At 67.4% G+C, this 19,870-nt stretch carries 14 protein-coding genes; 7 read left to right on the forward strand and 7 right to left on the reverse strand.

The features are described 5' to 3' along the window. The first annotated feature begins 60 nt into the window (after positions 1–60). The 7 genes from pip (at position 61) to AB4Y98_RS01835 (ending at position 7,669) form a co-directional block, all read left to right on the forward strand. On the forward strand, positions 61–1,008 hold the full coding sequence (gene pip / locus AB4Y98_RS01805) for a prolyl aminopeptidase (RefSeq protein WP_442243635.1): 948 nt from the start codon (positions 61–63) through the stop codon (positions 1,006–1,008). 265 nt (positions 1,009–1,273) lie between these two features. After that, the gene (locus AB4Y98_RS01810; RefSeq protein WP_032974628.1) at positions 1,274–1,573 is read left to right on the forward strand and encodes a hypothetical protein; all 300 of its coding nucleotides are present in this window, start codon (positions 1,274–1,276) and stop codon (positions 1,571–1,573) included. A gap of 61 nt (positions 1,574–1,634) precedes the next feature. Continuing rightward, entirely contained in the window at positions 1,635–4,394 is a 2,760-nt protein-coding gene (mgtA, locus tag AB4Y98_RS01815; protein ID WP_442243636.1) for a magnesium-translocating P-type ATPase, read from the forward strand. A gap of 26 nt (positions 4,395–4,420) precedes the next feature. After that, a complete protein-coding gene (locus AB4Y98_RS01820; RefSeq protein WP_442243637.1) occupies positions 4,421–5,158 on the forward strand; it encodes an MgtC/SapB family protein in 738 nt (245 codons plus the stop codon). Between the two features lie 306 nt (positions 5,159–5,464). Next, positions 5,465–6,523, forward strand: a complete 1,059-nt coding sequence (locus AB4Y98_RS01825) for a sensor histidine kinase (protein ID WP_442243638.1) — start codon at positions 5,465–5,467, stop codon at positions 6,521–6,523. Then, positions 6,516–7,157 carry a response regulator transcription factor gene (locus tag AB4Y98_RS01830; RefSeq protein ID WP_033831197.1) on the forward strand — a complete coding sequence of 214 codons (642 nt, stop codon included), beginning with the start codon at positions 6,516–6,518 and terminating at the stop codon, positions 7,155–7,157. Before AB4Y98_RS01825 ends, AB4Y98_RS01830 begins: the two co-directional genes overlap by 8 nt. After that, a complete protein-coding gene (locus AB4Y98_RS01835; protein WP_442243639.1) occupies positions 7,154–7,669 on the forward strand; it encodes a DUF1697 domain-containing protein in 516 nt (171 codons plus the stop codon). Before AB4Y98_RS01830 ends, AB4Y98_RS01835 begins: the two co-directional genes overlap by 4 nt. 41 nt (positions 7,670–7,710) lie before the next feature. Here the strand turns inward: AB4Y98_RS01835 and AB4Y98_RS01840 are convergent, their stop codons facing one another. From AB4Y98_RS01840 to AB4Y98_RS01870, 7 genes are all read right to left on the reverse strand, one after another. Beyond that, positions 7,711–10,941: a YadA-like family protein gene (locus AB4Y98_RS01840; protein WP_442243640.1), complete on the reverse strand. Its 3,231-nt coding sequence runs from the start codon at positions 10,939–10,941 to the stop codon at positions 7,711–7,713. A gap of 195 nt (positions 10,942–11,136) precedes the next feature. Beyond that, positions 11,137–14,430, reverse strand: a complete 3,294-nt coding sequence (locus tag AB4Y98_RS01845) for an ESPR-type extended signal peptide-containing protein (RefSeq protein WP_442243641.1) — start codon at positions 14,428–14,430, stop codon at positions 11,137–11,139. A 167-nt stretch (positions 14,431–14,597) separates the two neighbouring features. Then, positions 14,598–15,086, reverse strand: coding sequence for a fimbrial protein (locus AB4Y98_RS01850; protein ID WP_442243642.1), 489 nt, complete (start codon positions 15,084–15,086; stop codon positions 14,598–14,600). Positions 15,087–15,094: 8 nt separating this feature from the next. Continuing rightward, positions 15,095–15,574, reverse strand: a complete 480-nt coding sequence (locus AB4Y98_RS01855) for a fimbrial protein (RefSeq protein WP_442243643.1) — start codon at positions 15,572–15,574, stop codon at positions 15,095–15,097. Between the two features lie 7 nt (positions 15,575–15,581). Then, complete coding sequence (locus AB4Y98_RS01860; RefSeq protein WP_363733414.1) at positions 15,582–16,076, reverse strand: fimbrial protein; 495 nt, start codon at positions 16,074–16,076, stop codon at positions 15,582–15,584. A gap of 1 nt (position 16,077) precedes the next feature. After that, positions 16,078–17,145 carry a fimbrial protein gene (locus tag AB4Y98_RS01865; RefSeq protein ID WP_442243644.1) on the reverse strand — a complete coding sequence of 356 codons (1,068 nt, stop codon included), beginning with the start codon at positions 17,143–17,145 and terminating at the stop codon, positions 16,078–16,080. After that, a complete protein-coding gene (locus tag AB4Y98_RS01870; protein WP_442243645.1) occupies positions 17,142–19,820 on the reverse strand; it encodes a fimbria/pilus outer membrane usher protein in 2,679 nt (892 codons plus the stop codon). The genes AB4Y98_RS01865 and AB4Y98_RS01870 overlap by 4 nt, the downstream gene beginning before the upstream one ends. Positions 19,821–19,870 lie beyond the last annotated feature (50 nt).

The raw sequence follows: 19,870 nt of genomic DNA on the forward strand, positions 1-19,870 counted from the left end.
CGGATGACGCTGGTCGATATGCGCCGCTATGCTTGTACCCCCTGCTTGTGAGGCACTGCCATGCGCACGCTGTACCCGCCGATTACCCCGTACCGCGAACACACGCTGCCCGTGGATGCACTGCACACCCTGCATGTCGAGGAGTGCGGCACGCCCGATGGCATTCCGGTGGTGTACCTGCATGGCGGTCCGGGCGCTGGCATCTCGCCCACCCACCGCCGCTTCTTCGACCCCAGGCGCTACCGCATCGTGCTGATCGATCAGCGCGGCAGCGGCCGCTCCACGCCCTTCGGCGAGCTGCGCGACAACACCACGCAGCATCTGGTGGCCGACATCGAGAAGGTCCGCCAACACCTGGGCATCGAGCGCTGGCTGGTGTACGGCGGCTCCTGGGGTTCGACCCTGTCGCTGGCCTATGCACAGGCGCATCCCGACCGCGCCACCGGGCTGATCGTGCGCGGCGTGTTCCTGGGGCGCGAGGAAGAGAACCGCTGGTTCGCCGAGCTCAACGGCGGTGCGCGCTGGATCTTCCCGGAGCGCTGGGATCGCTACCAGGCGCACATTCCGGAAAGCGAGCGCGGCAACATGCTCGACGCGTACTGGAAGCGCCTGGACCACGCCGACGAAGCCATCCGCATCGCCGCGGCACAGGCGTGGCTGGGGTGGGAAGACAATGCCGCCACGCTGCTGCACGACGTCGACGCGGTGTCCGCTACCGATCCGCTCGATACACTGGCCAAGGCACGCATCGAGGCCCACTACTTCTGTCACAACAGCTTCCTCGATCAAGGCCAGCTGCTGCGCGACATCGATCGCATCCGCCATCTGCCGGGGGTCATCGTGCAGGGGCGCTACGACATCATCTGTCCGCCGCGCAGTGCCTGGGACCTGGCGCAGGCGTGGCCGGAAGCCCGGCTGGAGATGGTCATCGCCGGCCACAGTGCCAACGAAGCGGCCACGACCGATGCCCTGGTGCGGGCCACCGACGCTTTCGCGGACCGCAGCTGAACAAAAGGCGCCAACGGCCTCTTTTTCTATACCAAGGTATAGCCGGGCTAACCCACGGGCCTCTAGGCCTGCTGAATACGAGCGCGGACAATAGCGCCACTGGCCAGCGACTGGCCGCCCCACGCGGAGACGCAGATGGATCCCGACCCTGCCGGGCGCAACGCGCGCCCCTGCCTGCCTACTTGTTCACTGCTGGCGACTGACGGCCGGTTCCTGTCCGTGTAAGGGATGGGAGCCCAGGGCAGCGCCTGCCCGGAGGAATCCCATGTCCTACAAGATTCTCTACATCACCGTCCGCCGCCTGATCGGCGAGCGCGATGTTTCCGGCCTGCGCAGCCTGCTGCTGCAGCACGGCCCTGTCCTGTTCGCCCGTTCGCTGGCCCTCGGCTCGCCACGGGTGGTGGCCGACGCACTGTCGCTGCTGCCGATCAGCGAGCGCATCAACGTGCTGCGCCACCTGCCCTACCCGCTGCGCGATGCGATGAAGCCGCTGTGCATCGGCGGCAGCCAACGCTTGCGCATGCAGCCCTGGTCGCCATCGGTGCTGGCCATGCGCCACGCCTGATACCCGCCCCTTCCGCTCCACGCGCCGGCTCCGCCCGGCGCCGCTCCAAGAGGACCTTCCCATGAGCCTGCTCAACGCCTGGTTCAACGCCTTCCTGCGCAGCCGTCGCGCGGGCAACCTGTTCGGTCGTCGCGCGATGCCCGAAGCCGGTTATGGCCGTGGCAGTACGCAGGCCGCGCCCGCCGCGCTCACTGCTGGATTGCTCGCGCTTGCACAGGGCAGCGAAGCCGATGCGCTGGCCACCCTGCAGTCACATGTCGATGGTCTCAGCCCGCACGAGGCCGAAGAGCGCCTGCTGCGCTTCGGCCCCAACGAGGTCGATCACGAGAAGCCGCTGCCGTGGTGGCGCCATCTGTGGCAGTGCTATCGCAACCCGTTCAACCTGCTGCTGACGGTGCTGGCAGCCGTGTCCTGGCTGACCGAAGACGCCAAGGCGACGGTGGTGATCGGCGCGATGGTGGTGCTGTCCACCCTGATCCGCTTCGTGCAGGAAGGGCGCTCCAACCGCGCCGCCGAACGGCTGAAGGCGCTGGTAGGCAACACCGCCCGCGTGCTGCGCCGCGCTGCGGGCACCGAGGCGGCAGAAGTGGCCGATCAGTATTTCGGCGCACAGCTGCACAGCCGGCGGCCGGCACGGCTGCTGGATCTGCCGATCCGCGACCTGGTACCGGGTGACCATATCGTGCTGTCGGCCGGCGACATGATCCCGGCCGACTGCCGCGTGCTCGCCGCCAAGGATCTGTTTGTCGCACAGGCGGCGATGACCGGCGAATCGCTGCCGGTGGAAAAGTTCGTGCAGCCGGGCAATGCCGACGCCGGCTTGATGGAACAGGCCAACCTGTTGTTCATGGGGACCAATGTGGTGTCCGGGACGGCAACAGCACTGGTGCTGGCCACCGGCAACACCAGCTACTTCGGCACCCTCGCCCAGCGCAGCAGTGCCAGCGATCGCGCGCCGACGGCATTCCAGGCCGGGGTCAACAGTGTCAGCTGGCTGCTGATCCGCTTTGCCCTGGTGATGGTGCCGTTCGTGCTGCTGGTCAATGGCTGGACCAAGGGCGACTGGACAGAAGCGTTCCTGTTCGCGCTGTCGGTGGCAGTCGGCCTGACCCCGGAAATGCTGCCGATGATCGTCACCTCCACCCTGGCCAAGGGCGCGGTGCTGCTGTCGCGGCGCAAGGTGATCGTCAAGCGCCTGGACGCGATCCAGAACTTCGGTGCGATGGAAGTGCTGTGTACCGACAAGACCGGCACCCTCACCCAGGACAAGATCGCGCTGGAGCGGCACACCGATGTGTTCGGGCAGGATTCGGAGGATGTGCTGACCTTCGCCTACCTCAACAGCCACTTCCAGACCGGCCTGATCAACCTGCTCGATCGTGCGGTGCTGGAGCATGTGGAGCTGCAGAGCTCACTGCGCCTGTCACAGGACTACCGCAAGGTCGACGAGATCCCGTTCGACTTCGAGCGCCGCCGCATGTCGGTGGTGGTATCCGAGCGTGAGGACCATCACGAATTGATCTGCAAAGGCGCGGTGGAGGAAATGCTGGCGGTGTGCAGCACCGTGCGCGAGAACGGCCAGGACATGCCGCTGGACGAACAGCGCCTGGCCCGCGTGCGGCAGACCACCGAGGAACTGAACGAACAGGGCCTGCGCGTGGTGGCGGTGGCGATGAAGGAGACCGCCGCCACCCAGACTGTGTACTCGCAGGCCGACGAGCGGGATCTGACCCTGGTCGGCTATGTGGCCTTCCTCGATCCGCCGAAGGAATCCGCTGCTCACGCACTGCAGGCGCTGGCCGCGCATGGTGTGGAAGTGAAGGTGTTCACCGGCGACAACGAACTGGTCACCGCCCGGATCTGCGCCCAGGTTGGCCTGGACGTCGACAGGATCGTGACCGGCCCGCAGATCGAGCGTATGGACGACGCTGCCGTGGCGCGTGCACTGCAGGAGCATCGCGTGTTCGCCCGCCTCACGCCCCTGCACAAGGAACGGCTGGTGCGCGAGCTGCGGGCGCAGGGCAAAGTGGTCGGCTTTCTCGGCGATGGCATCAACGATGCTCCCGCACTGCGCGCCGCCGATATCGGCATCAGCGTGGACAGTGCGGTGGACATCGCCAAGGAGGCCGCCGACATCATCCTGCTGGAAAAGAACCTGATGGTGCTCGAGGAAGGCGTCATCCAGGGGCGGCGGACCTTCAGTAACATGCTGAAGTACATTCGCATGACCGCCAGCTCCAATTTCGGCAACGTGTTCTCGGTGCTGGTGGCCTCGGCGTTCCTGCCGTTCCTGCCGATGCTGCCGTTGCAGCTGCTGGTGCAGAACCTGCTGTATGACATCTCGCAGATCGCCATTCCCTTCGACAATGTCGATGAGGAACTGGTGCGCAAGCCGCTGAAGTGGAACCCGGCGGACATCGGCCGCTTCATGGTGTTCTTCGGGCCGATCAGCTCGATCTTCGACCTCAGCTGCTTCGCCTTGATGTGGTATGTGTTCGACGCACGCACCCCGGCCGACCAGGGCCTGTTCCAGTCGGGCTGGTTCGTGGTCGGCCTACTGACCCAGACCCTGATCGTGCACATGATCCGCACGCCGAAGGTGCCGTTCCTGCAGAGCATCGCCGCGCCGCCGCTGCTGCTGATGACCGGGGCGATCATGGCGATCGGTGTGATCCTGCCGATGAGTCCGCTGGCGGGCTACTTCAAGCTGCAGGCACTGCCGGCCGGCTACTGGCCGTTCCTGGTGGCGATCCTGTTCGGCTATGCGGTGCTGACCACCGCGCTGAAGAAGCTCTACATCCGCCGCTACGGCTGGCAGTAAACGCGCCAGGCGCAGGGAGAACCCTCATGGACCTCAACCCCCATCTGCCCGCGTTCAACGCGGGCGCCACCCTCAGCTCGCTGATCAGCCTGTCCGTCGCCTTCGTTCTGGGCGCGCTGATCGGCCTGGAGCGGCAGTTCCGCCAACGCACTGCCGGCCTGCGCACCAACACGCTGGTGGCGGTAGGTGCCGCGGTGTTCGTCGACCTCGCCGTGCGCTTCCACGACATGTACGGCGGTCCGCCTTCACCGCTGCACGTGGTGGCCTACGTGATCTCCGGTGTCGGTTTCCTCGGTGCCGGCGCGATCATGAAGGATGGCGCCCAGGTATCGGGTCTGAACACCGCCGCCACCTTGTGGGGCTCGGCGGCGGTCGGCGCCTGTGCGGGCATCAAGCTCCTGCCCGAGGCGGTGCTGGCTGCGGTGTTCGTGCTGGCCGCCAACACCCTGCTGCGTCCGGTGGTGAACCGCATCCAGCGGCAACCGCTACCGGAAGCGTTCAGCGAAGCCACCTATGCCATCAACGTGGTCTGCCAACGCGAGCAGCAGGCCGAGGTATTGGACCGGCTTCTGCTGTTGCTGGAGCAGGCGCAGTACCCGGTGCGTGCGGTCGACCAGCGCCCGTTCGGCGAGCGCGATGTCGAGATCGAAGCGGTGCTGTACGCCACCACGGTCGATGGCGGCGAACTGGATGCCGTGCTGGCGACGTTGGCGGCCACGCCCGGTGTACTGCAGGGATTCTGGAACGCCAGCCTGGAGGAATGACGCCCGATAGTGCCGGCTGCTGGCCGGCAACCTCATGAACTCTGGGACCATCCTGCAGGTGCCGGCCAGCGGCCGGCACTACCGTGCATAGCGCTGGTGCTGGACGGCCAGCCTGGAGGAACAGCGCGTCCAACGCCGGGGTAGTGCCGGCCGCTGGCCGGCAACCTCATGAACTGCGGGAACACCCTGCAGATGCCGGCCAGCGGCCGGCACTACCGTGCATCTCTCTGGCGCATGCCGACCAAGGTCGGCATCTACTGAACAGCGCTTTGCTATCCTTTCCACCCACGCCAGGGAGCCGTCCCGATGCCATCGCTGTCGCCCCGCCGCCCCCTGGTCGTGCTGGCCCTGATCATCGTGATGGCGGCCATCTTCCTGGTCGATACGGTTACCGACTACGCCGTTGCCGCCGCCTGCTTCTACGCTGCAGTGATCCTGGCAGCGTCGCGGCGGCTGCCCGCACGCGGCCTCATCCTGCTTGCCGCGGTCTGCATCGCGTTGACCGGCCTCAGCTTCTTCCTGACCCGCTTCGGCACCTACCGCATCGGCCTGGTCAATTCAGCGATCGGCATGCTGGTGATCGGCATCACCACCTACCTCGCATTGAAGATGGAAGCGGCCAAGGCCGCGGTGCAGGATGCACAGTCGCGCCTGCTGCGGGTGGCGCGCGCCTCCACCGTCGGCGAGCTGACCACCTCCATCGCACATGAAGTGAACCAGCCGCTGGCGGCCATCGCCAGCAGCGCCGAAGCCAGCCAGCGCTGGTTGGCCCAGGAACCGCCGAACCTGGACAAGGCGCGCCAGACCATCGCCCGCATCGTCGCCGACGCCCATCGCGCCAGTGACGTGATTGCCCGCATCCGTGGCCTGACCCAAGGCGCCGCGCCAGAGCGCCAGGCCTTCGACCTCAACCTGGCCGTGGAGGAAATGCTGGCACTCTCGCGCAGCGAACTGGAACAGCATGGTGTGACCGTGGCGCTGGTGCTGGGCAATGAACTCCCCCCTGCCCATGCCGATCGCGTACAGGTGCAGCAGGTGATCGGCAACCTCATCCTCAACGCCGTCGATGCAATGTCGGACACGCCCGTAAGCGAGCGCAGGCTGTCCCTGCTGACGGCGTACGAGGGTCGCGGCCACGTCAGCCTGAGCGTGCGCGATCGCGGCGTCGGGCTGCCCGCTGAGCAGACTGACCGCGTGTTCGATGCATTCTGGACCACCAAGGCGAACGGCCTCGGCCTGGGCCTCAGCCTGAGCCGCTCGATGATCGAAGCCAACGGCGGCCATATCCGCGCCGAACGACCGCCCGGTGGCGGCGCCTGCTTCATCTTCGAGCTGCCCACGGCCACGGAGGCTGCGCATGCGTAAACCCACCACAGCACCTATGGAACCGGCACCGATCGTCTATGTGATCGACGACGACGCCTCGGTTCGCGCCGCGCTGGAGGACCTGCTGGCATCGATGGGCCTGCAGGTGCGGGCCTTCGCCTCCACCGGGGAATTTCTTGCCCACCCGCGGGACGACGCTCCGTCTTGCCTGGTGCTGGACGTGCGCATGCCTGGGCAGAGCGGACTGGATTTCCATCGCAACATGGCCAGCCACGATCTGCACCTGCCGGTGGTGTTCATCACCGGCCACGGCGACATCGCCATGGGCGTCAATGCGATCAAGGACGGCGCCATCGAATTTCTGACCAAGCCGTTCCGCGACCAGGAACTGCTGGACGCGATCCACAGGGGCATCGAGATCGATCGCCAGCGGCGCCGCGACGGTGACGCGCTGGGTGCGTTGCAGCTGCGCTGGAGCACCTTGAACGCCGGCGAGCGCGAGGTGGTTGCCGGCGTGGTGCGCGGACGCCTGAACAAGCAGATCGCCGCCGACCTGGGTGTCAGCGAGATCACCGTGAAGGTGCGTCGCGCGCAGGTCATGCGCAAGATGGAAGCACGCACGCTGGTCGATCTGGTGCGCATGTACGACCGGCTGCAGGCCGCTGCGCCATGACCGCCTACGTGGCCCTGCTGCGCGCGGTCAATGTCGGCGGCACCGGCAAGCTACCGATGACCGAGCTGGTGCGGATGTGCGAGAACGCCGGATTCCGGGACGTCCACACCTATATCGCCAGCGGCAATGCCGTGTTCAGCAGTCCGCTCGACGAGACGGGTGTGCGCGACAGTTTGGCGCAATGCCTGCATGCCTATGCCGGCAAGCCGGTAGGCGTGCTGGTGCGTACCGCTGCCGAGATGGCCGCGGTGATCGCCCGCAACCCCTTCAAGGACGCTGCCGGCAACCGTGTAATCGCCCTGTTCATTGATGAGGCGCTGCCCAAGGACCCGCTGCAGGGCGTCACCGGTATCGGCGAAGAACAGCTCGCCCTCGGCAAGCGCGAGCTGTTTATCCACTACGGCGATGGCATGGCCGGTTCGCGCCTGCGCGTCCCCTTCGCAGCAAACGGAACCGGCCGCAACATCAACACCGTGAGCCGTCTGGCGGCGATGGCTGCGGAGCTGGACTGAAACTGCTGTGCAGCCATGCCTCTGCAATCAGCGGGCAACCATCAATCAAAGGCCATACCAAAGCCAATGCTCAGCAGCGGCTGGTCACCCCGCGCGACCGATACCCCGCCGTTGACGTTGTAGCGGCCATCGCGGCTCCAGCGTGACAACCCCAGGGCCAATGCGGACTCGCCGCGATAGCTGGCCGTACCGAAGTTCAACGTGACCTTGCCCGGCAGGTTGGGTGTGACCTGTACCAGCGCCGCCGAGGCAGCGATGCCGCGATTGATCTGTCGCGACATGTGCGAGGCCTGTGCGCCAATGGCCTGCTCCATCGCCTCAACGCGTTGGTCGGTATAGCGGTTCACCGAAGCCATCTGCTCCTGAAGCTGCGCCACGTTGACCGCGTCGGTATCGGCGCTGCCAGCGGCCACATGGGCAATCTGGCGCTCGCCTCCGACGTGCCCGACCGACACGCTGTCGGCGCGATCGGCGATGGCATCGGAACCGAGCGCCACACTGTTGTCTTCACTCGCCTGCGCGCCGGAACCGGCTGCCACGGCGCCCTGGCCCGTGGCTTCAGCCGGCGCACCATCGGCCACCAGCGCCTCGTTGCCGGTAGCGCCGTAGTAGGGTAGATCCGACCCGGCACCACCGCCCGCTTGGCCTTCCAGCGCGCCGACACGATCCTGTAGTCCATCCAGCTGCCGGCCGATGCCTTCGCCGATGGCCGACAACTGGCCGCCATTGACCGCCTCGCGGCTGCCCAGCTGCACGCGACCGTCGGCGACGTTGGCCAGCACGGTGCCTGCGGCCCCACCGAACATCACCTGGCTGCGATCGCTGCCCGCCACATAGCCGACCGTCTCCTGGACATCACCATTGTCGCCAACCAGCCCGGCCTGCTTCAGCTGGCGCAGATTGATGGCGTCGGTGTCCTCGCTGGCATCGGCCACGTGGGTGATCTGGCGCTCGGCACCATCACGCCCGATCGATACGGCGTTGGCACGGTCGGCCACCGACCCTGCGCCCAGTGCAACGGCACCGTCCGCAGACGCCTTCGCCCCCTGCCCCAGCGCGATGGCCGCAGCACCGTCGGCCTGCGCCGACGCGCCGATGGCCAGCGCACCCACACCGCTGATCGAGGCGTCGTCGCTGCCATCAGCACGACCGTCAACTTTCAGATAGCGGCTGTCCTCTGGCTGCGCCGCCGACAGGCCGTCCTGCATCTGTGCCAGGGTCACTGCATCGGTTGCGTCATCGGCAGCGGCCAGGCCCTTCAACTGCCGCGCACCCGCCGACCCCGTCAGGTCGACCACGCTACCGGCGCGGCCGGCCGCCACGGCAATGTCGCCGCTGGCGGCATCCTGGCGTACCAGGCCTGCGTCGCCGTCGTTCCACGCATCGATCTGGCGCTGCGTGTCCAGCACGTCGTCTTCGGTATGGGTGACCCGCTGGTCCAACAGCTGCAGCTGCCCGTCCACTGCACCCAGCGCGGAGCCCGCATCGTGGAAACGGCTGCCCTGCACGATGTAGGTCGGGCCTGTCACGTTGCCGGTCGTCGCGTCGACGTGCGCGCCGCCGCCGAGGGCGGCAACCACGCTCCGCAGCTGCTGAAGGTTGACCACATCGGTCGCTTCGGTGCCGTTGGCCACGTTGATCAACTGGCGCGTACCGATAGAGCCGCCACCAAGGGACAGCACCTGGTCGCGATCCGCAACCGAGCCGGCGCCCAGCGCCACCGCATTCTCGCCGTTGGCGCGCGCGCCGGCACCGATGGCGACGCTGTCCTGCCCGGCAGCACGCGCGTCGGCACCCACGGCCAGTGAATGTTGGCCGCCCGCTGCGGCCGCACTGCCCAGCGCCGTGCTGCCGGTCGCGCCGGTGGTCGCGGGCGCATCGACATCACCGGCTGCGGCCTGGAAGTAGCGCTGGGCAACCACCAGATCGCCGCCCAGATCGACCAGTGCGGCACGCTGCGCGCGGTCTTCCGCATCCAGTGCATGCAACGCATCACCGGCGCTGTGCACGGTGGTACCCACCACATCGAAGTCCGGCGCCCGCAGGGTGCCATCGGCGGCCACGCCCGCGCCTGCGCCAAGCGCCGCTGCCACACTGGCCACGGCGGCATCGGACTGCGCCTTGTTGATGGCCTCGTCGCCAGCAACGGCATCGGCCACACCGCCCAGACGGCGGGCGCCTGCAGTTCCAGCCATACCAATGGCGGCGCCATCACGATCCACACCGACCGTCAGGTCGCTGCCCGGCGCGGCCTGCTGGACCATGCCGATGGTGCCCTGGCTGATCCGCGTATGCAGATCGTTCACCGATACGTCAACGCTGGAGAGGCCGCCGTCCAGCGCGGTGAGCGCGCTGCCGATGGTGGTATGGGTTCCGCCGTGGGCGAGATCGAAGTCGGGCGCGATGACAGTGCCATCGGCCGACAACGCACCACCGGTCGCCTGCAGAAGTCCCTGCAGCTGCTGCACACTGACCGCGTCATTGTCCTGGGTGCCATCGGCCATGCTCTCGATGCCACGGCGTGCGGTGGTTGAACCCAGCGCAACCGTGGCGTTGCCGCGGCTGACCGAACCGGCGCCGATGGCAACACTGTTGGCGTGCGTGGCGCGGGCGCCTGCGCCGATCGCGGAGGAGTATTGCCCGGTGGCGGTAGCAGCGCGCCCCAGGGCAATGCCTCGCTCGCCGGTGGCTACTGCCGCCGACCCCAATGCGGTCACCACGGTACCGGCACCGTTGGCCTGGAAGCCAATCGCGGTCGCGTTCCAGGTGGTTCGCGTGCTGGCGCCCAGCGAGGTCGCGCCACTGGCGCCCGAGCCGTTCTGACTGTCTGCGGCGGCACCGAAGCCGATCGACACAGCGTTGCTGCCGGCGGCCACCGTGTTGCTGCCCAGTGCGATGGCACCGTTGTTGGCGCCATTGCTGGCCGGTCGCGCAACGGCGTTGCTACCGATAGCGATCATGTTGATGCCGTTGACGCTGGCGGCAGTGGCATTGCTGCCGGTGTTCACCAACAGCAGGCTGTCATCGGTTGCAGCCAACGGCAGGGCGCCACGCGGCGTGGCGGGGTCCAGGCAGGCGCCTTCCTGCGGTTCGTACGGTGCGCTGCACAGTACCTGCTGGATGTCGCTGGCAAGCACGTTTGGCGCGACCATCGCGAGGAGCAAGGCGGCGACGCCCGCACCCGCGCGACGGCGACGGCCCCGGGCCAGTTCCGAGGCGACCACCCACTTGCCGATGGCCGCGTTCCAGACGATGCGATAGATGCAGTTCATGGTCGTTCTCCGAGGGCGCAAGCGCCCATTGGGGGTGGCAGCAGGCCGTTCCAGCCATGGCCAGATACTAGGCAAGCGCCCCCCGATGGCGTATCGGACGCGGCCTAAAGCGCGCCCGGATACACCCGTGGAATGGTTTGTGATTCAGCGGGTTGCGGCGGGGTGCGACGTGAGCCGGCGCACCCCGCTCCGGGTTCAGTCGCCCAGCACCACGCCGACGCCCATGCGGAAGATCGGCTTGTCGCCGCGCGCCATGGACGCGCCACCGTTGACATTGACGCGCCCGTTGTCGCTCCAGCGCGACACGCCCACGCCCATCGCCGTTTCGCTACGGTAATTGGCCAGGTTCGCGTTGATGGTGGTCTTGCCCGGCAGGTACGGCGTCATCGGCGCCAGCGCAGCGGCTGCGGCGATTCCCCGGTTGGCCTGGCGGTTGACCTGGTCCAGACGCTGCTCCAGGCCGCTCCAGGCATCCTGCACGCGCTCGTCGGCATACGCCTTGGCGTCGTGTACACCCTGTTGCAGCTGGCCCACGTTCACCGCATCGGTGGCCTGCACGCCGGCCGCCACGTTGGTGATCTGGCGCTCGCCGCCTTCGCGGCCGATCGACACGCTGTTCTCGCGGTCGGCCACCGAACCGGCACCCAGCGCAACACTGTTGTCGGCCCGGGCTTCCGCACCCGCACCCGCCGCCACGCTGCCCTGGCCGATGGCCTGGGCGGGGTTGTCACCGGCCTGATCGCCGGGCTGCGGATTCGCACCGTAGTACGGCGGATTGCCGCCACTGGCATCGCCCACTTCCAGTGCGCCGACGCGGCCATCCAGATCGCCGATACGGCCCTGCAGCTGGTCACGCAGGGCGGCCAGCTGGCCACCGTTCACGGCCTCGCGGCTGCCTGCACCCACACGACCATCGGCCACGTTGGACAATACGGTGCCATTGGCGCCGCCGAAAGTGACCTGTGCACGCTGGCTGCCGGCATCGTAGGTCACCGCGTCCAGCATCTGCCCGCCATCGCCGACCAGCCCGGCCGCCTTCAGCTGGCGCAGGTTCACCGCATCGGTATCCTCGCTGCCATCGGCCACATGGGTGATCTGGCGTTCGGCACCGGCCGCACCGACCGACACGCTGTTGGCGCGATCGGCAACGGCACCCGCGCCCAGCGCCACGCTGTTGTCAGCCTGCGCCACCGCCCCCTGGCCCAACGCCACGCTGCCCGCACCATTGGCCTGGGCCGATGCTCCAACCCCCATCGCACCCTGCCCGTTGGCCTGCGCGTCATCACTGCCATCGCCCGCACCATCGACCCGCACATAGCGGTTGCCGGTGGCGCGAAGGTCATCGACGGCCGAGTTCAGCTGGCCCAGGTTCACCGCATCACCGGCATCGGTGCCGGCAGCCACACCCTTGAGCTGGCGTTCGCCGTCGGTACCGCGCAGATCCACCACGGTGCCACCGGTACCTGCGCCGATCGTCACTGCAGCGTCCGCAGCGGACTGCTGCACCAGGCCGGCTTCGCCATTGCCCAGTTCCACCAGCTGCTGACGCAGCTGGGTGATATCGCCTTCGTTGCGGGTCACACGTCCGTCGATCACGGTCAGGCCACCATCAACCGAGGACAGCGCATCGCCGACGTTGTCGAAGGTCTGGCCCTGCACACTGTATCGCGGGCCGGTCACGGTGCCGGTCGACGCGTTGTGCGCCGCACCGCCGCCCAGGCCCTCGATGACCGGATGCAGCTGCTGCACGTTCACCGCATCTGCGGCCTCGGTACCGTTGGCCACGTTGATGACCTGGCGGGTGCCGTTACCACCCATGCCCCAGCCAACCGACACCACGTTGTCGCGGTCTGCTACCGCCTCAGCACCCAGAGCCACCGAATTCTCACCCGTGGCACGCGCATTCGCACCCAGTGCGATAGCGCCGTCGCCATTGCTTGCATGTGCGCCCCAGCCGATGGCCACACCCTGTGCCGCACTCGCGGCGGCGCTGGCACCCGCGGCGATGCTGCCCGAACCCGTTGCAGCCGCCTCATCGGCCACGCCCGAACCGTCCGCCTTGAAATAGCGGCTCCCTGCATTCAGCGCGTCGCGCAGGTCAACCAGATCCTGGCCGGTACTGCCGACACGACCGTCCAGCGCAGTCAATGCATCACCCACGTTGCCGTAGTTGCTGCCGCCCACGGTGTAGGTCGGTGCACCGATGCGCCCCTGCGCATCGACAGCGCTGCCACCGCCGATCGCATCGGCCACCGACGCCGAGGATGCCTGCAGCTGACCCAGCGTCACGGCTTCGTCGGCCGCCGTCGCATCGGCCACGCCACGGAGGCGACGCGCCCCGGCAGTGCCGTTGAAGTCCACCGCCGCACCGTCGGTGCTGGCGCCCACGGTCAGGTCGGCACCCGGCGCCGCCTGCTGCACCAGGCCCACGGTGCCGTTCTGGAGCGAAGTGCTCAGCTGGTTCAGGGTGGTCGTAGTGGTGGTCAGGCCGTCGTCCAGCGCCTCAAGCGCGCTGCCGACGGTGGTGTGGGTGCCGCCATGGCCCAGCACGTAGCTGGGCGCGGTGATGCTGCCGTCGGCAGCAACATCGGCGCCGCCACCCAGCGCCTGCACACCGGCACGCAGCTGTTGCACGATGGCCGCGTCGTTGGCCTGCGTACCCGCTGCAACATTGACGACCTGGCGGCGCAACGTGGTGCTGCCGACCGACACCGTGTCTTCACGGTTGGCGACCGATGCACGGCCGATCGCCACCGCACCGGCAGCCGTAACCTGCGACGAACCGCCGAGGGCAACGCCGCCGGAACCGCTGACCGAGGCGTTGTCACCCATCGCCACAGCTTCGGTGGCGCTGCCGCGCGCGCCGCGCCCCACAGCCACTGCTGCCGAGCCGCCAGCATTGGTGTTGTAGCCCACGGCCACGCTGTTCCAGCCGCCGGCGCTGGCATTGGCACCCACGGCCAGCGAACCTGCCGCGCCCTGCGCGTTCTGGCTGTTGGCACTTGCACCCATACCGATGGCGACTGCGTTGTTGCCCTGGGTGCTGGCGTTGGCGCCCATCGCAATGGCGTTGTTCGCGTTGCCGTCCGCATCGGCCAAGGCGCGTGCGTTGTTGCCGATGGCGATCGCGCCCACTCCTGCGGCCGTGGCAGCCGTACCCGAGCCATTGACCTTCACATACAGGTCATCCACCGCGGCCTGTACACCAATGGTGCGGGCCTGCGCTGCCGCATCTGCGTTCGCATCGGCATCAGTGGCCACACAGCGGCCCTCAACATCGATCACACCCCCTTGGCCCTGCGCCAAGGCACACGTAGTGCTGTTGTCTTCGGCCGCCCACGACGGCAGGGCCAGCATCAGCAGGCTGGCCGCAGCCAGCCCGCGTGCGGCAATCTTGCCACCCTTCTTCCTGCGGCCGGTGGCCAGCTCTGAAGCAACCACCCACTTTCCGATGGCCGCGTTCCACACAATCCGGTAGATGCTGTTCATGATGTTCTCCGTAGGCAATGCGCCTGCTTGGTCGGGCGGTTGAATGGCGGCCGATGCCGCGTCTACGGGGAAATGCTAGAAAGCAGCGGCCTCGTCTCGAATCGGACGGGGCCTAAATGGCGCCTGCGGCGCTGGCTGAACGACCTGCCGTTCAGTCCGCCGGGCAATCAGTTGTAGGTCATCGTGACCGTGATCGGGCGGCTCACCGCGCCTGCAGAAACCGTCGCCGCGCTCTGCACGAAGCGCGCGCGGAAGGCGTGGGTGCCGGCGGCCGTCGCCATCTGGGTCCACCCGCCGGGCCGCATGCGTGCCCCACTGCTGGTACGTTGCAGCTCGATGCCGATGCCGGCAACGCCCTGGAACAGCGTTGCGTCATTGCTGTCGGCCACGCCATTGAAGTGCAGGCCCACCCGCGCGACCAGAGGATCGCACTGGCTGACCACCACGTTGACGGCCTGGAACGGCGTGCTGAACGCACCGCTGAACTGGGTGGCCTGATAGGTTCCCAGGTCGACATCGGCCACGGCAATGCGGCATACGCCCGGCAGGATGGTGCCGGTGACGTTGAAATTGGTGGTGGTGGCGGTCTGCGCCGATGCTGCACCGGACAGCGTCAGCACGGCGGCGAGCAGCAGGCCTGGAATCGGAAGATGCATGGAAGCTCTCAGTTGTAGGTCAGGGAAACGGTGATGGGCCGCTGGATGCGTCCAACGGAGACCGGCATCGCCGATTGCAGCAGGCGCGCACGGAACGGGTAGACGCCGTCCGCCGTCACGTATTGGGTGCTGCCACCCGGTGGAAGGGGTATGTTCAACGACGACACCACGCGTACCAGTTGTATGCCCACGCCGGGCACACCCTCGAACAACGCGCTGTTGTGACTGTCGGCGGTGCCATCGAAGGTCATGGCCACGCGCAGGATCAAGGGATCGCAGTCACTGACGGTGCCGCTGAAATCAACGTAGGCGGTGCCATGGCTGCCAGTGAAGACGTTGGCCTGGTGCGAGCCCAGGTCCACGTCCGGGAAGGAGATCCGGCATGCGCCGGGCAGGATCTCGCCGGACACGGTGAATGGCTGGGTGTCCTGCGCCCGCACGTTGGCCGCCAACATGGCCAGCACCAGGAAAAGAGCTGTGCGATGCATATGCGCCTCAGTTATAGGTGACCTGTACGGTCACGGGGGTGTTGATGGTGCCTGCTGACACCGTGCCGGTGCGGACCAGGCGTGCGTAGAGCAGGTGTCCGGCCGCCGGCGTTCCATTGGTAATCCAATCGAAGCCGGCCTGGTTGGGCGCCAGGGTCTGCTGGGTGGGCGTGTACAACCACACCGCCAGGCCGCGCACACCGCCTGTGGTGGGTATGGCGAAGTAACGTGCGTCGCTGCTGTCGGCGGTGCCCGCCATGCGCACGTGCAGCACCCGCAGGTCACTGGCGCAGCTGCTGCGGTTGAGCGTGAAGCTGACCATGGGAGACTGCGTATTCGCCGTGAAGTACGTCGCGTCGAAGGTACCCACGTCGACATCGGCGACGCTGAACTGGCAGGTTCCCGGCTGGAAACGGCCGCTGAAACGCAGGGTCAGGTCGGCCGCATGCGATGGCACTGGCAGCAGCGCAGCAAGCGTGGTCAGCAACAGCACGGCGCGCATGTCAGTTGTACTCCAGCGTGATGGTGGCCGCGCCATTGGCCTGCCCCGAGGATGCGGCAGCTGCAAGCCGGTAGTAGCGTGCGCGCAGCATGATCGTGTACTGCGCGTTGTTGACCTCGGTCAGGGCCACGCCGGAATCGCGCATGGTGTTGAAGCCGACCGAGTCCTGCGCCTGTGTTCCAATCTGGATGCCGATGCCGGTGGCGGTCATGTTGACGCCGTCATCCTGCAGCGCCATGACCGATCGCGTGCGGTCGGCCACAGCAGTGACCGGATCGACACGATAGCGGATTCGGTTGTCCACCCGCCCGTTCGCGGTCTGCACCGTACCGGTGGTCAGGTGGCCGCGGTAGCGTCCGAAGAACGCAGGGCAGTTGCGCAGCTCCACGGGCACATTCACCCAGCCCGTGGTGGAGCCGACCGCAGGGATCTCGCTCATCTGGTGCACGCCCAGGTCCACCGGCACGTCGCTGGCGCTGCAGGTGCGCGAGACGATGTTCAGGCTGCCCTGTACGCGACCGCTCCACAACAGCACGTCGCGGTTGGCCCCGGTCATCCGGTACTCGAACTGCGGCAGGCTGATACCGGTCACGCTGCCTGCGTTGATGGGGCCGATCTTGATCAGGCTCACGTCGTAGGACTGGAGCGGCGAGAGCAGGAAGGCCGTAGGTGGCGGCAGGTTGGTTTCACCTTCGGATGCGATCGGAAATCCAGCCCCGCTGAACCAGACGGCCACACCCACGCCGGGCACATTGGTTTCATAGACAGTGCCGTAGTTCGGGTGCACATAGCTTGACGCGCGATACGGCAGCGAGGTGTATTGGCGGATGCGATCGATCCGACCCGGCGAGCATCTAATCTGGTTGGTAGGGCCGGCATAGTAAGTCGCACGGAAGATCTCGGTACCCACCGGCACGTCCGGCCCGACAGTGATCGAGCCATTGAGATTGGCGATGTTGACCAACGGCCCGTCACCATCGACAAGCCGGCAGTTCTGCGCCCAGGCAGAGGCACTGGCCAGCAGCAACATGGCGAGCACGACGCGGGCCACCAACAGAATCGGATTCATGGCGCTTTCTCCAGAGTGGCCACATGAGGACGGGGGCCGGGCTCGGACTGCTGTGCGGCGGCGCCGGTCTGGCAGCGTGCTTCCACTACGGTGTAACCGTCGCTGGAACGCGACATCGGCACCTGCACCTGCATCACGCACTGCTCGTCGCTGCCGGGACCCCACTGCACCTGCACCGGGCCGGATGCCTGCAGGCCGGTGAGCAGCAGGCGGCTGCCCTGCCCCACCACACCAACATTGGTGCCCTGGCCGTCAGTTGCCTCGGCGCCGAACGGCAATGGCCGGCCGTCATCGGTACGTGCGTCCACCATCAGGCCGTGGCTTGCGCGCGTGCTGAAAGCCAGCCGCACCAGGGATCCAGCACGCGGCGCGACGCTGCGTGCGGTCTCCTGCAGCTCCACGTCAAAGCCGGTGCCCTTCGGATCAATCGAGATGGTGTTCAACTGGTAAGGCGTCAGGAACGGGACCACGGCATAGCCGCGCTTGTCCAGGCGTGCACCGCCCCCGTTCTCGATGCGCGCGCCGGCCGCGCCAGCGGCATGCACCAGCGCTGCCGTTTCGCCCAGCGGCGGGGACAAGGTCAGCCCGTCGCCATGCAGCACCATGCCGCCAGCCGCGCCCATGCCCAGCTGGGTGTAGTCGCTGCCGTTGCTGACGCTGGCCGTCCATTGGCCGCGCGCACCCCGGTAACCGGTATTGAGATCAACACTGTTGCTGCCCGCGATGCGCGACAGGGTGGCCCCGTAGCTGAAGCGATCGTCCAGCGATGAGATGCCGTTGGTCGACAGCTGCGTGGCCGGCTCGCCATTACGGCTTCGGGTATGCATCAGGTTGCCCAGTGGCGCACGCGGTGACCTGCCCAGTGGCAACGACACCATCAGCATCAGCCGGTTGTCGACCCGCGCCTGCTGGGCCCTCGCTGCCGGCATCTCCACGCCGGGAATGCTGTCCTGCAAGGCGCCTCGACCGAAGTCGATCGAATCGCGGGTACGCTGGAAGTTCACGCTGTAGCTCAGGGCTTTCCACTGGTTGCTGTAACCGATGCTCAGGTCGAGCTGGCGTCCCGGTGCGTTCCAGAAATCGCGGCGTGTGCCGATCACGAACAGCTGCCCGCCGCGCTCGCCCAGCTGTTGGTTCATGCTCAGATCCATGCGGTTGCGCTGGCGGGCCACCGTGTCGATGTCCAGGTCGCGGGCACGCGCATCGCGCAACGATGCCCAGTCGCGCAGGCTCACGTAGTCACGGGTGGCATAACGGTAGGCCGCCACGGCGAAAGACGTTCCAGTGCGCACGACGTTGCGGTTGTAGGCCAGCCGGAAGCTGCTGCCGGACATCGGCGGCAGCCCCTGCACGGCCGTCCGCGCCAGCGACACATCCGCAGCAACCGCACCGAAGGACGTGTTGATCGCCGCCCCAGCAAGGCCGGCACGGTAGTCCTCGCCCACGACCATGCCACTGTAGGTGCTGAGCGTGTTGGTGAGGCCGCGCTGGTACTGCAATTGCAGCAGCTCCGGCGCCGCACGCAGCGTGCTTTCGTCAACGCGTCCGGCGGACACGTTCCAGCGCGACTGGCCTGGGCGCAGCAGCTGCGGTACCGCCGAGTACGGCACGGTGAAGCGGCGCGAGCGGCCATCCGCCTCGCGCACCTCGACCTCCAGGTCACCGGCATAGCCGGTTGGATACAGATCGTCCAGTTCGAACGGCCCCGGCGCGACGCTGGCCTCGTGCAGCACGCTGCCGCGCTGGCGCACGATCACCCGCGCGTTTGTCTCGGCTACGCCACGGATCACCGGTGCGAACCCACGCTGTGACTGCGGCAGCATGCGATCGTCGCTGCCCAGGCGAATGCCACGCAGGCGTACGCCTTCGAACAGGTCGCCCGGGGTGGAGGTGTCGCCCAGCATCAGCTGCGCCTTCCACCGCACGATATCGTGCTGCAGGTAGGCGGCCGTGGAGCGGTACCGCTGGGGCTGGTTGCCCCCCAGCGTCATCGCGCCCTGGTGCACCAGCTGCCATCCGGCGACACGGCCCGTGGCGTTCACACCCAGGAAGCCCGAATAGCGGGCCGTACTGCCGTTGTTGTAGCGGTACGCGTTGGCGTTGTAGCTCAAGGCGAACGCGGGCACGCCGGCATCCCACTGGCTGGGATCGACGTAGCCGCGCGCTTCGTTGCGCAGGTAGAGCTGTGGCACCTGCAGGTCCAGCGTCTGGCTGCCCGCATCGAACGTTGCCGAGGCACCGGGCACCAGATCGCCCAGGCTTCCGCAGAACACCTCCTGCGGCCATGGCAACACGGGCAGCTGCTGCGCGTCGGCCTGCAGTCGTGCCGGAGCGATGCCGTACGCCTGCWGGTTGGCCGGATCCAGGCACAGGCGGGAACTGCCCTCCACATCGCGGTAGAGGATGTCGGTACGCGCCTGCCACTGTCCGTTGAGACGGACGTCGCCACGGTAGGTCCCCGGCGCGACATAGTCGGCCTGCGCGAAGCGTTCAAGATCCAGGCGGGCTGACGCACCGGCCGGCAGGAACGCTGCATCGAACGTCACTGCGTCATCGGCACCGGGTTCGGTCGCCCATGCGGTGTGGGTGAACAGGATGGTGGCCACCAGCATCGGCAGTCGGGCATGCCGCAGGCGACAGGCGCCGTTGCCCGGCGCCCGGATCGGGGCGTTCATCAGGGTGTCTCCGCGGGGACAGGGAAAGGCGCGCAACTGGTGCGCGCTGT

The sequence above is a fragment of the Stenotrophomonas sp. 2YAF26 genome (assembly GCF_052114625.1).
Lineage (GTDB): Bacteria > Pseudomonadota > Gammaproteobacteria > Xanthomonadales > Xanthomonadaceae > Stenotrophomonas > Stenotrophomonas indicatrix.